Genomic DNA, 13,340 nt, shown 5'->3' on the forward strand with positions numbered 1-13,340 from the left:
GGTGACACAAACATTAGGCATTAGTTTTTACTATGTACACTTTACTTGGTGGCGAGTCCTACACGATTAATCCCCAATTTTTTCGCTTCGGAAATAACCTGAATCACCTCATCATATTTAATTTCCTTGTCGGCCGACACCATGACGGACAACTCAGGCTTAGCTTCATGATACTCTTTTAGCTTCTGCATTAATTGCTTACGGTCAAGCGCGGTCTCTTTTGATTCTTGTTTGCTATTGCCATTAGCGCTGCCCTTGGTCGTAATACTAATCGTCGCTGACGCATTTGGACTCAAGGCAATTTCTATGTAGTCTGACGGCGGTTGTTTCGACTGCCCCGCGGTTGGCAAGTTAATGACGCTAGGATTCGTCATCGGTGCCGCAACCATAAATATCACCAGCAACACCAACATCACGTCAATGTAGGGAACTACATTAATTTCGGCTTTAAATTTGCGTTTACGTTCGCCACGAAGAGAACTCATTCCTGATCATCCGCTTAACGTGATTGTCTCTGCAAAATGTTTGAGAATTCTTCAATAAAGGTTTCAAAACGAATCGCCAAACGATCAATATCGTGAGAGTAACGGTTATAGGCTAGTACGGCAGGAATCGCCGCAAACAATCCAATCGCGGTCGCAATCAAGGCTTCGGCGATACCTGGTGCCACAGCACTCAGAGTCGCTTGCTGGACATTCGCCAAACCTCGGAAGGAATTCATAATTCCCCAGACCGTACCAAGCAAACCTATGTAAGGAGAAACAGAACCTACGGATGCGAGAAAAGATAAGTGCGATTCAAGATGATCCATTTCACGCTGATAGGAAGCGCGCATCGCACGACGTGCGCCATCGAGCATTGCACCCGCATCTAGACTCGCCTTATTGGCAGCTTTCACTTTATGGTATTCGTTCATACCGGCTTCGAAAATGCGTTCCAGCGCGCCAGTTTTATCACGGCTACCACGATGATTGGCGACAGCAGTCTGATAAAGCTCCACCAGATTGCCACCGGCCCAAAAATTACGTTCAAACACTTCAGTTTGCGCACGGGCCTTTTTGATCGCAAACATTTTGCTGAAAATATAGTTCCAACTGGTCAGCGACACAAACAAAAGAATGGCCATCACGATTTGAACCAATGGTGAGGCATTTAAGATTAAAGCGGAGAATGAAAGATCGTGGGTAACTGTCATGGTAATTTCTACAAAAACACTGCTATCTAAAAATGCTTGATAAAGTCTTGCAACCCTATCAGGCCTAATTGTGCATCATACGAACTGATTGGTTTATTTTGGCTTACTTAGCCTTCTCAGCTGGGCGATGCACAGTTGAGAACAATTTAGGATTCATTAACTTTAACACGGGTTCCGGAATCGGTATCGGGCGCCACTGATCCATATCGACACAACATGCGGTAACCTTGGCACTAGTCAATAAACGTTCGCGGCACCAGACCTCTTGCAAAAAAACGACTGAAGCACGCCCGGTCTTTTCGACCTGCACCGTTACCAGAAGTTCATCATCCAAACGTGCGGACGCATGATACTCGACCGCGGTCGCTTTGACGACAAACAACGCACGAAATTCGTCAAGCATTTGTTTTTGCTGTACGCCAATCGCGCGTAACCATTCTGTACGGGCACGTTCAAAAAATTTCAAGTAATTCGCATAGAAAACGATGCCACCTGCATCAGTATCTTCGTAATACACACGAACGGGCCAACTGAACGCATGAGTGGTAATAGGCGTATTTTTCATTGTTACTTCTACAGCAAAACAATATTTGAATGATGACTGACAACATCAAGTCAATCGCTTGTAAGTTGATCTCTAGCTACGCTGAATCGCCAAAGAGCCAAAGCCCTGGCACATAGGCATCATCTCTATGTAATTGATATTCACGTGCGCTGGCAAGGTGGCAATCCAATAGGCTGTCTCGGCGATATCGATCGCGGTTAACGGTTGCGTGCCTTGATATACCTTTGCCGCAGCTGCATCGTCGCCTTTCAGTCGAACATTTGAAAATTCAGTACCACCACATAAGCCTGGCGCGATATTGGTGGCCCGGACACCCGTACCAATCAAATCGGCTCGTAAATTCAAAGTAAACTGATCGACAAATGCTTTGGTTGCTCCATACACATTGCCGCCTGGGTAGGCAGTCGAGCCAGCAATCGATCCTATATTCAAAATCACCCCATTTTTACGGTCAATAAAATGCGGCAATAAAGCATGCGTCATCCGCACTAAGCCTTTGTTATTGGTGTCGATCATAGTTTCCCAATCGTCCAAACTGGCATTTTGTGCTGCAGCGACGCCGAGCGCCAGACCAGCATTGTTAACCAACACATCAATATCGCGCCATTCATCTGGCAAATTAGCCAACATAGATGCAATCGACGCTTTATCCGTTACATCCAGTTCAACACCTAGCAATTCCTTACCCAACTCAGCTTGCAATTGCTGCAACTTACCCATGCGCCGCGCCGCAGCAATCACACGATGGCCGGTTTGTACGAACTTACGCGCCATCGCCTCACCAAAACCCGAACTTGCTCCTGTTATTAGTACCAGCATGTGCCTTGCCTTTAAGATTCAATGGTAAAGACGTCATTTTAAAGCTTTTTTACAAGATCAGGCTTCACCATCTAACCCAAGTGACAGGATCAAATTATGATTTCATTCCATCCTCCCTGGTTAACGCATCGAGCAAGCTATCAATCTAGATATGTTTATTGTCATTTCACTTTTAACCGCAACTAAGTATGCTCGACTCGAACCAGAAAATTCTCCGCCAAAATGTGGTGAAAATTGCCTTAAAACCATTACCTGTCATGGGTCTTACCTCAAAACATAAGAATGGGCTAGCCTACCCCATTAATGACATTTACACTCTAATCGAAAGCAGTATTTACCTTCACGCAACTTGCCGAAACCACCCTCTTCACGTAAAATTCGGGCACCATTTTGTCTCACGCAACTGGCGAAAAATGCAGCAGTTTTTTATCCAAAGATTATCTGCAGAAGATGGAGTTCCATCGTGAAGCGTGAGATTTGCAGAGTCAAAGATGTCGATTCTGGCCGTACGCCTGGGTATCCCGATGGTAAAAGTGATTGAGACTTGTATCCACAAGTTGGCGCATTTTTACAGATCAGTCCCAATCAAATTTTTTCATTTTTCACGCTTTTTTCTACAGGAAACCCATGTTCTCCAAGAATCATACTCTCGCTAATATCGATCCAGAATTGCTCGCCGCGATTCAAGCCGAAAATGTCCGTCAACAAGAACACATCGAGTTGATCGCTTCTGAAAACTATACTTCACCAGCAGTCATGGAAGCACAAGGCTCGCAATTAACAAACAAATACGCTGAAGGCTATCCGGGCAAGCGCTACTACGGTGGTTGCGAACACGTAGACGTCGTCGAGCAATTAGCGATCGACCGCTTGAAACAAATCTTTGGCGCGGAAGCTGCTAACGTACAACCAAACTCAGGTTCACAAGCGAATCAAGGCGTGTTCTTCGCGGTATTGAAACCAGGCGATACCATCATGGGTATGTCCTTGGCTGAAGGTGGCCACTTGACACACGGCATGCCATTGAATATGTCAGGTAAATGGTTCAACGTAGTGTCTTATGGCTTGAACGAAAAAGAAGAAATCGACTACGAAGCCATGGAACGTTTGGCGCGCGAAAGCAAACCAAAATTGATTATCGCTGGCGCTTCTGCTTACTCTCTGCGCATAGATTTCGAACGCTTCTCTAAAATCGCTAAAGAAGTCGGTGCTTATTTCATGGTCGATATGGCGCACTATGCTGGCTTGATCGCTGCTGGTGTCTATCCAAATCCAGTGCCATTTGCTGACTTCGTGACGTCGACAACACACAAATCTTTGCGTGGCCCACGTGGCGGTATCATCTTGATGAAAGCCGAACACGAAAAAATCATCAATTCTGCGATCTTCCCAGGCCTCCAAGGTGGTCCATTGATGCACGTGATTGCTGGTAAAGCGGTGGCTTTCAAAGAAGCCTTGAATCCTGAATTCAAAGCCTACCAAGAACAAGTGGTGAAGAATGCTGATGCCTTGGCAAAAACTTTGATTGAACGCGGTTTGCGGATTATCTCAGGACGTACAGAGTCGCACGTCATGTTAGTCGATCTACGTTCCAAGAACATCACTGGTAAAGCGGCTGAAGCGGTACTGGGTTCTGCGCATATCACGTGCAACAAAAACTCGATTCCAAATGATCCAGAAAAACCATTCGTCACCTCTGGTATCCGTTTAGGTAGTCCAGCGTTGACAACTCGCGGTTTCAAAGAAGCGGAAGCGATTAAGATTGGCCATTTGGTTGCAGACGTTTTGGATAAGCCAAATGATGCAGCAACGATTGAACGTGTGAAAGCCGAAGTCAAGAAATTGACCTCTGCCTTCCCAGTGTACGGCAATTAATTAATGCTTAAAAAAGCCACTCAGACGAGTGGCTTTTTTTACGTTATAGTTTTACACATAAGAATAAATACAAGTCCGATGCACACCAAGATAACCCAAGCACTGGCAGGAGATGTTCAATGAAATGCCCATACTGCCATCACGTAGATACTCAAGTCATTGACACGCGGATTTCCGAAGAAGGCGACAGTATTCGTCGCAGGAGACGTTGTGCCAGTTGTGATAAGCGCTTCACCACTTATGAGCGCATAGAATTAGCGATGCCTGTCATCGTCAAAAAGAATGGCAGCCGCTCTGAATACGAGTCTTCCAAGTTACGCGCTAGCCTCATGCTCGCATTACGCAAACGCCCCGTGTCAGCTGAGGCAGTCGATACTGCGATTCAAAGAATCGAAGAAAAACTTTTAGCCAGTGGTGAACGTGAAATAGTCTCAGGTCACTTAGGCGAACTGGTCATGCGCGAACTTAAACGTTTAGACAAAATCGCCTATATACGGTTTGCCTCGGTCTATAAGAGCTTTGAGGATGTTTCTGAATTTGTTGAGGCGATTCAGGAAGTGAAGAAGAAATAAGTACAAGAAATTTTACACTATTCAAACTTGGACCGTAAAAAAAAGGGAAAACAAACTTCCCTTTTTTTAAAATTTACCTTCTAGAAAAAATTACTTGTTCCAGCAAGAATCAACAGTCTTTGATCCGCCCAAGGTACCGGTAATGGTGCGTTGCCCGAAATTATTGACCGTATAGGTTGCACAGGCATCCCCCGCCATACTATTGACCGGACGAGCATCCAAGGAAAAGGTTCCTACCGTTCTTGCCGCAGCAGGACTGAACTCCAATTGATACTGCACACTAGTACCAGTCGAATTCGGAGGTGAAACCGTATTTGGTAATATTGGCTGCGCACCAGAAACAGAAATCAGGTACGAGTTGTTCTCCGTATAAAATCGCTCCATATATTGCGCATTCTCCATTAAAAGAGTGCGCACATCCGTTCGCTTGCCACGATTCAAATACTCAATCAAGCCCGGGTAAGCTACCGCAGAAAGTATCCCCAGAATAACGACCGTTATCATTGCCTCTATCAATGTAAAACCGTGGCTAGTTTTTTTTTGTCTCTGTTTCATTGCACACTCTCTGTAAGAAAAACTACACAATATTAATATATTATTGACGATTGAGCAATTGACGCCATAAGCGCGCTGTAGGAATCAACTTGGATCCTTTACTTGGCGTACCACTGCTATTCACCAATGCACCATCTTTCGATGCTGCTTGATATAGCTTCAAGTTACGATTACCAGTACGGATAATGGTTGTTCCCAGTGTTGAGGAACTCAAACGCCCACTAACCAAAGCATCTGAAGTGTTTATCACTCCATCGCCATTCGTATCTATCGTCTGATAACTAAGCGCAGCACCATTTAAAGCACTTATTTGCAAAGTCGCAGAAAGACTATCATTAGCACACAAATCCGTACTAACACCAGGAATCAATGTCGTAAAAATGGCTTGATCTTCGAAAATATTCGGGTCAGTTACCAGTCGTTCTCCCGATTTCTGATTCAAGGTTAAATACCAGCCACGCTTACTATTCCAATCAACTGGATTCTTTGTCACCTCATAGAAATTGGTGTTCGCATTGGAAATAGAAAGCACCTGTTGAACAAGCTGAGTCTTAGTCACCTGTGTCGCAGTAGCTTTATCCCACACACCATACAGCGTTTCCAAATCGGTCGTAGATGGATCATTATCCTCAAAGATTTTACCTGTGCCAAAAACCACCATGTAACCGTCGACAGGATGTTGATAGAGCTGTGGTTGCGTCGTAATTGGCTGCCTGCGGCCGCTAGCGTCCACAGCGTTGGTCGCTACAAACAGTGGCTTAGCATTACCAAAGGCTAATGCACCAGTCGTAGTACCAGTACCAGGTGTCGTAAAATCAAATTTCCATAAATTACCCTGAATATCGCCTGCATAAGCTGCTTGGATGGTCGAGTCAGCACCAATACGCAACTTAGGCGTTGATAAACCGTTAGGAGATCCAGAGCTACCTACACCCGTTGGAATCTTCTGAATAACATTACCGTTATTCAAATCAACCACATACAAAACTGCAGCACCATTGATACTTGAAAAGCCATTACCAAAGACAGTCACCCAACGACCGTCTTTCAAACGGCCAATTTGCGGTACGCCTATGGTGTAGCCTAAATCATCGTCACCCGTAGCAGATCTTTCCCACTTCACTTTATCTTTTGTAAAACTGGTAGGGTCAGTAATATCGAGGGCAAAGATCGATTTAGCACCAGCACCTGTAGTGCCAACGAGAATAGTACGCCATGGGTTGGTTGGATCTGATCCCAAAGCTGCATCACCAATGGCAGGGGTGCCATCAACGAAGAAACGATGTACGTAACTCGGCTTCGCCAATTCTGGCAGATTGCCGACTACCGCTTTTGGAACAAAAGCAAAGCGCTCAGTACCGCCTGTGGTTGCGTCACTGGTCGCATCAAAAGCATGTAACATACCGTCATTGCTACCGACATACACCGTCGGCGCGCGAGTTTTTTTCGCGTTCAAATAAGCCTGGTAAAAAGTTTTGCCATAAGAGCCAGGAGGTAAAAATGAATAACCATGATCTTGTCCTGTTCCGACATATTGTGGATCGGAATTCACCAGATCCCCCAACCAATACGCACGACGTCTAAAGAAAGTCCCCTCTTTGCTGGTCTCGCCGCGAACGTAATTAAAAATATCTTCGCCTACAATCTGGGTTCCATTGCCATAAGTTCCGGCAGCAGTATCGAACTTCGCTTTCTCCACGGAAAATAAATTGGCATAAGAAAAATCCAGACCACCAGTGCCTGACTGCGCACTAGTAACGATATTTCGGCTAGTAGGTACCGGCTTTTTCAAATCGGTATCCCAATCGTTGGTCGAAGAAACAGTACCATTGTTTGGATCCGCCGGGTTAGAGCTATTATAAAAAATCGATTTTTGTTCCAAACGCCCTGACCAATCACCGGTACGATAGGTCGCGGTGTACAACTTAACGCCGGCGCCCAAAGTATTATTTGAAGTTGCAATCGCAGCAGCGTCACCAGATCGAGCAGCAATTTCATTTAAGGCATTCTTTAACGCATCAGCAAATTCGGTAGGATTACTCGCACTAAAATATTTACCGCGTGAATTAACTGCAGCGTGCCATAAATCATCGACTTTGTAGGCATCGGCTTGTGTAGGATCAGGCCAAGATTTGTTACCGTTTTTCAATGCGGGCAAATCAGCTACTGGATCTAAGGAACCAAAAACGCCAAGCCCAACCGTAAATTGCACCAAATGCTGCCAAAACGCCACGTCCACACCATCTCGCGATGTCGGTACGTTATTCGGCATATCAGTGCGCATATCTTTCGACCAGTAGTAAAAAGCGATATCTGCTAAGGTATCCGAAGTTGCACCAACATAGGGTTTCTCTTTATTGTATTGGTAGGTTGCACCAGACGTCGATACAAGAGAGTCACCGATTGTGTTATCCCAGTTACCTGGATTAGTTGCTGCTTTATCACCCGCACTCCAGTAACCATCCGTCATCAACACATTGAAATTCTGGCGACAAGATGCCTGATCTGTGACATTACCAACACCGAACTTCGTTTGCCAAGGCGAATTAATGCCTTTATAACCAGTTAGATTACCTGAAAAATACTGCCCCACTTCATCCAGAGACTTAATCAGAGGTGTCCCAGCAGGAGTAATTGGCTTTGTAAACAAGGTGTTGATGAAGTCTTTCTTATTGGTATCTGAAAAATCGTCAGAAATACGATTAACGACAGTATTTCCTGTATTAATCGTGCCGAATCCCACCCGCAAGCTCGAAGGCTGATTGGCAAACGCTGCAGCACTACCGCCACGCGCCATTAGAATCTTTGAACGATAAAACTGAAACCAATTCGCAAAATTTTGTATCTCTTCTTCATAAGAACAAGTGGTCGACGCTGTCGTACAATCGGTACGAGTTGCTGCTTTGGCATAAGTTGATGGTGAAGTTCTAATTTCAATTCTCGTGAAACAATTTAGATTGCTAGTCGTAACATTGACGCCAGTACAAGCAAGTGGATAACCTGCAGCAAGACCCACACGTGGCTGAAAGACATAATAAGTCGCGGGGAAAAAAGTTTGAGCGGTAGCCGTTGACGGTGAGGTCAATGAATCATCACTCAACCAATGTGCGGTGCGTGTCGCATTCTGCGTCAAATCAATAACATTGTTGTTCGTCCCACCCGTTGGAGCGACCGGATTAAATTTCGCAGCAGTCTTACTCGCCGGCGCCATCGGCAAGCCGGAAGGATTATTGGAATCTATCTTTGAAGCATCGACCCAAGGATCGTAGCGCACTGCAGGGTTGTAATACATTTTGTTAGTTACCGCTGAACGCCAACGCGCGACGGTGATGTTATCGCCAAAACCAACTACAGTAGCGTTCCCCCGGCCAGTGTAGCCCCCACCTGGGGAGTACACGAGGTTACTATTTACGGTATTTTCAGCTCCTGGTGGAGGAAAACTGTATCGAACAGCACAATTCCCATTGCAATAATTACCAATACCTGTCGTAGTCCATGTCTTACCTGGCACGCCGCCATTCGCCTTATCACGATTATCTCCAAAAGGTGTTAAATCTTCAGGCATCACCTCGAACATCATTGAACCAGAATCGTCCAAAGTATAAAAGACATTGGGGGGCACATTCGGCTTAACTAATGGCGGCAACTGAGAAATGCCAGCATTGGCAGTCAATGGTAACAAAACCTGAGCAGTTGCCAGCACTAATGCTAAAGGACGCAATAAACGATTGGGCATGCGTATCATGGTGAACCTCGTAAAAAACATTCAGTAAACTTGCTTAACTATTGCAAGTGTCATATTGGCTTAAAGGTGAATCACATATTTCCACAACGTATAATTTCTTGTAACCATACCACTGCATTTTCGCCCCTTTCGCTCCCCGTCGCTTCGACTTTAGGTCCAGCACGTGCAGTAATAATCCAAGCGGGTTGCTTATTGTTGCCAATAGCAGGATTGAGTTTCCATTCTTCGATTAGGCAACGAGGCTGGCTTGCCGCGTCCAAACCGGCGATTGCGTCAGGGCCGCCGTACGCTATCTGCAAGGAGGTTCCACCTGTCTTCCAAATGTTCATATTTTTCCAGTTGGTTGGCGCCTCGTCTTGGCCATCGGTATCTTCAATTACCTTAGAGACGTCTTTTGGAGTGCATATCGTTGTCGAGCCAGCCGCCAAATCCAAGTAGCGCTCGCAAAAGCGCAAGGCTTTTTCAGCAGCCTGAAAGGACAGGTTTTGAGTGCGTAGATTACTTGTTATTTTTTCATCTAGGGTTGATCTTTTGATTGCTGACACGGCCAACAAAGTCATAACAACCAAGAAAATCATACTGACGGCCAACACGAAGCCTCGTTGCCGCCGCATACTCTGTTTTAAATAAATAGACATCAGGTTGCTCCAGTTGAGCGACTACGAAGCGAGACTGTAGTCGAAAATACGCCACGCAAACGGTTATCAGTTGCCGTCATTACTGCATCATTACAATCGCGATAAGTTTGTTTTTGCGTTGTCACATTATCATTCGCCGACCGTACTATCAGACAAATCCGAGCGGAAATCACACTGTTCCAATCGGTCACTGAGTTTGCAGGTAAGTACCGATCGATGGTCTGCCCGTCATTTGAAGAGACACCATAAGTCACTTGCATCCGCTCTACATTTTCAGCGATCGGTTGTGCGGGATTCTTCAAGTTAGGATCGCCGGGGTTCGTATTCCCATTACCTTGACAATACAGCTCGGGAACACCGTTATTGAGTTGCACGAAGAACCGATTATCAATAACCCATTTATCCAACCCTACTGGTTTTTTGCCTACCGCGGGCGTCGGGCTCTTTATGAGTTCCGCTCCTAAACAGTCAGTCGGAACCGCGCCAGCCGTCACGTTTGCGCTATCAGCATCAACTACATAACTTACACGAAAGGCATCGGCACCTACTCCGGCAGCACACGGTATGGGAGATACAGTACTTTTCGGATCGAGAAAACCGCCAGCACACCCTTGAATGGCATCGATATTCTTCCCTTCACCGTTCGAAAAATCACTCATCAACGATGGATACGTTTCATTGATAGAGGTTAAGCCATCATCTGATTTTTCTTTAACCCCAGACTCAACTGTGGACAGTAAATTTCCGTAACCCGCCATACGAACGTGGTATGCGAGTAAATTAAGTGCCAAACGTCCTTCATCATCTAATCGACTTTTGTCATCGGAAGAACGATAAGTTTGACGATTCGCAACGAACAGCGAGGTTAAAGCTAAAATAATCATCAAGCCTATCGTCAAAGAAATCATGACCTCAACTAACGAGCGCCCTTGAGCCTTTTTTAGATTTTGCAGTTGTATACGCATTATTTGTCTCACACGGAAAGTCTTATCGTAAAGCATCTGATTCCAACAGGAGCTGCAACAGCACCGGGGCAGCTGGCATCAACAGCGTTAAGTGTGGGTTCCTGCCACATCACTGTCACATCGAAAGTAGATACAGCCGTGCCAGCAACAGGAATTACATAGCCAGCGCCACCGGCTAAGCGCCGTTGCAAGCCACGTTGCCATTCTGCCAAATCATATGTCGCAATTTGGTCAGTACTGCAAGGTGCGGCTGGCGCGGCAAGCGTGCAGTTACTTGCTGGGGCATAGACACCAGCTTTTTTGGTGGCATAAGTGCCAGTTGAAGTGTATTTAGTCTCGTTTGCTGTGCGCTCGGCAGCAAATAACTCTGGCAATGTGTACACAAAATTGGCACGCATACGGTCACTAAGATCATATGCAGCTTGAACGGCCTCGGACCGTTGACTAGCGGTTTTTTGAAATTTTAATGCATTCATCTGCATGCTTGCCAAGCCCAATAGCCCGATCGCGATAACCACAATCGATACCATAATTTCAATCAAACTCGTACCAGCTTGTTTTCTATTAACTACCAGCATCATTCCTCCTTATTAAGTACAAGTTGGTGCTTTTCCAATACGCGCGCGGCCACCGATACCGATACAAACAGCGCGATTTGAACTGGAATAGTCAGAAGGACCAGCAACCACGAAATTGACAGCCGCAGGGATCTGGCCTGTTGAATTAAAAGTTATTAGATTATTTCCATCGCTCGGCAAAATGGAACCTTCGCTAACATCTTGGAGCAGTTGGCCTTGAGCTCGAATTAATACTTCCTGAGGCGACCTGCCTGGAGTACCATCGTCCTCAACAAACAATATCCAGCCTTGCGCCCATCCGATCCCGCCATTTGCATTGTCACAGGTAGCTGCAGCGCTATCTGCATTGGAACTCTTGCAAATCACAATACGAGCGCCACGTTTCAGTGCTTCAGATCTGGCAAGTAGTATCGTTGAGTGCAATGAGCTCGCTAGATTAGCTGTCCGACTTGATACCATGATATTGCGATATGATGGAATTGCCATAGTAGACAGGAGCCCAATTAGCGCCATGACCACCAACAATTCAATCAAAGTCACACCTGCAGAAAATTTGGCGTGAAGCATTTTGTATTTCATCTGGCTCTCCGTTTCAGCTATGTTGTACGTTACTTTAACAGATAGGCTTGAAGCAACCAATTTCAGATGAATGGAATTCACCATTGGATAATCGGAGAATTACCCTAAAGAAACATATTTAAAAATACACAGTAACGTTGCATAGCTCGGAACCAGAACCCTATTTACTGATACACATATTGGTGTCAACCCTGACACGACCACCAGAAGCTAGGCATAGATATTTATCATGCGCTGGATTTGTGTCATTGTCGGGGCGACGAATGGTAAATCGAATATAACTGGCAAAAGTTTGTCCAGTTGGGTTAAAAGACAAATATCCGCGATTCGGTGTTGGAATAATGGCACCTTCAGCTGGATTGTTAAAAATTGCAGCCTGTACATGTACCAACCCATCTCGCGCCGTATATTTTTTGTCAGAATCCTCATCGACAAAAATAATCCAACCATCTGCCCACCCGACGCCCTCACCACCATCGCCTCCGTTTGAGGCGCAACTAGGATTGAAACCGTTGGAATTAACACTGCGACAAATAACAACATTCTTTCCTCGTTTGATAGCCTCTGCTCGCGCAAGTAAAAATGCCGCATGCAAGGTCGTAGTTGCAGCTGATATCCGTGATTTTATAATTAAATTACTAAACGCCGGGATACCAACCATCGCAAGACACGCGATTAGCGCCAGAACCACCATAAGTTCGACAAATCCAACTCCCGCATCAATCCGTCTCAAAGAATAGCGCATAGAATTTCCACTTATATAAATAAAGAAAAAAGTAGACTTAGTATAAATAAAAATATAAATCAAGCAAATCATATTGCGATTATGTTGTAATTGTTTAACAACTTTCTCGCAAAAATTAGACGGTATAAATCAAAGTTTACGTGCCAAGGTGTAGGTCAGTTTGACTGAATAAGTCCGTGCCAAATTTCAACGCTTTCAATTCCGAAATATTACTGAATTGAAGGCGGTAAATTAGAGGTCTCGATAGGAAGAGCGTGAAAGGCGATATATTCGTGATGAGGATGTTTTCCGAAATGCCGATTGACCTAAACGGGAAATAAAGCGATAAGTGGAGTTGATGAGAATTTGTGAGCTATGAAGAATAGGAGGATTTTTTTGTAGGAAGCGCAAAAAGCAAAAGCCCCTGATTCGAAGTGAATCAGGGGCGATGCGGAATAAGAGCCTGACGATGACCTACTTTCACACTGGTTGCAGCACTATCATCGGCGCAAAGTCGTTTCACGGTCCTG

The 13,340-nt window shown here is 45.3% G+C and carries 13 protein-coding genes and 1 riboswitch; of the genes, 2 read left to right on the forward strand and 11 right to left on the reverse strand.

Going from position 1 to position 13,340, the window contains the following annotated elements:
* Window positions 1-41: 41 nt before the first annotated feature.
* From ACO0KZ_RS17430 to ACO0KZ_RS17445, 4 genes are all read right to left on the reverse strand, one after another.
* Window positions 42-485 carry an ExbD/TolR family protein gene (locus tag ACO0KZ_RS17430; protein ID WP_422997543.1) on the reverse strand — a complete coding sequence of 148 codons (444 nt, stop codon included), beginning with the start codon at window positions 483-485 and terminating at the stop codon, window positions 42-44.
* A 14-nt stretch (window positions 486-499) separates the two neighbouring features.
* Window positions 500-1,195, reverse strand: a complete 696-nt coding sequence (gene tolQ / locus ACO0KZ_RS17435; protein WP_422997545.1) for a protein TolQ — start codon at window positions 1,193-1,195, stop codon at window positions 500-502.
* Window positions 1,196-1,298: 103 nt separating this feature from the next.
* On the reverse strand, window positions 1,299-1,760 hold the full coding sequence (gene ybgC, locus ACO0KZ_RS17440) for a tol-pal system-associated acyl-CoA thioesterase (protein WP_422997547.1): 462 nt from the start codon (window positions 1,758-1,760) through the stop codon (window positions 1,299-1,301).
* A gap of 72 nt (window positions 1,761-1,832) precedes the next feature.
* A complete protein-coding gene (locus tag ACO0KZ_RS17445) occupies window positions 1,833-2,579 on the reverse strand; it encodes an SDR family NAD(P)-dependent oxidoreductase (protein WP_422997549.1) in 747 nt (248 codons plus the stop codon).
* A gap of 389 nt (window positions 2,580-2,968) precedes the next feature.
* A riboswitch (ZMP/ZTP riboswitch) is annotated at window positions 2,969-3,104 on the forward strand.
* Window positions 3,105-3,206: 102 nt separating this feature from the next.
* On the opposite strand from ACO0KZ_RS17445, the gene glyA reads away from it, so the two are divergent.
* Together glyA and nrdR are read left to right on the forward strand one after the other, a co-directional pair.
* A complete protein-coding gene (glyA, locus tag ACO0KZ_RS17450; RefSeq protein WP_422997551.1) occupies window positions 3,207-4,454 on the forward strand; it encodes a serine hydroxymethyltransferase in 1,248 nt (415 codons plus the stop codon).
* A gap of 119 nt (window positions 4,455-4,573) precedes the next feature.
* A complete protein-coding gene (gene nrdR, locus ACO0KZ_RS17455) occupies window positions 4,574-5,026 on the forward strand; it encodes a transcriptional regulator NrdR (protein ID WP_390214631.1) in 453 nt (150 codons plus the stop codon).
* Between the two features lie 90 nt (window positions 5,027-5,116).
* Here the strand turns inward: nrdR and ACO0KZ_RS17460 are convergent, their stop codons facing one another.
* The 7 genes from ACO0KZ_RS17460 to ACO0KZ_RS17490 all read right to left on the reverse strand — a co-directional run bounded on the left by ACO0KZ_RS17460 (window position 5,117) and on the right by ACO0KZ_RS17490 (window position 12,831).
* Entirely contained in the window at window positions 5,117-5,581 is a 465-nt protein-coding gene (locus ACO0KZ_RS17460; protein ID WP_422997553.1) for a type IV pilin protein, read from the reverse strand.
* A 40-nt stretch (window positions 5,582-5,621) separates the two neighbouring features.
* Window positions 5,622-9,326: a pilus assembly protein gene (locus tag ACO0KZ_RS17465; protein WP_422997554.1), complete on the reverse strand. Its 3,705-nt coding sequence runs from the start codon at window positions 9,324-9,326 to the stop codon at window positions 5,622-5,624.
* Between the two features lie 71 nt (window positions 9,327-9,397).
* Window positions 9,398-9,964 (reverse strand): pilus assembly PilX family protein, encoded by a 567-nt coding sequence (locus ACO0KZ_RS17470; protein ID WP_422997555.1) that lies wholly within the window; start codon window positions 9,962-9,964, stop codon window positions 9,398-9,400.
* Entirely contained in the window at window positions 9,964-10,929 is a 966-nt protein-coding gene (locus ACO0KZ_RS17475) for a PilW family protein (RefSeq protein WP_422997557.1), read from the reverse strand. Before ACO0KZ_RS17475 ends, ACO0KZ_RS17470 begins: the two co-directional genes overlap by 1 nt.
* 8 nt (window positions 10,930-10,937) lie before the next feature.
* Window positions 10,938-11,510, reverse strand: a complete 573-nt coding sequence (gene pilV, locus ACO0KZ_RS17480) for a type IV pilus modification protein PilV (RefSeq protein WP_422997559.1) — start codon at window positions 11,508-11,510, stop codon at window positions 10,938-10,940.
* 9 nt (window positions 11,511-11,519) lie between these two features.
* Window positions 11,520-12,086: a GspH/FimT family pseudopilin gene (locus ACO0KZ_RS17485; protein WP_422997561.1), complete on the reverse strand. Its 567-nt coding sequence runs from the start codon at window positions 12,084-12,086 to the stop codon at window positions 11,520-11,522.
* Window positions 12,087-12,246: 160 nt separating this feature from the next.
* The gene (locus tag ACO0KZ_RS17490; protein WP_422997562.1) at window positions 12,247-12,831 is read right to left on the reverse strand and encodes a GspH/FimT family pseudopilin; all 585 of its coding nucleotides are present in this window, start codon (window positions 12,829-12,831) and stop codon (window positions 12,247-12,249) included.
* Window positions 12,832-13,340 lie beyond the last annotated feature (509 nt).

The organism is Undibacterium sp. Di24W, assembly GCF_049340325.1.
Lineage (GTDB): Bacteria > Pseudomonadota > Gammaproteobacteria > Burkholderiales > Burkholderiaceae_D > Undibacterium.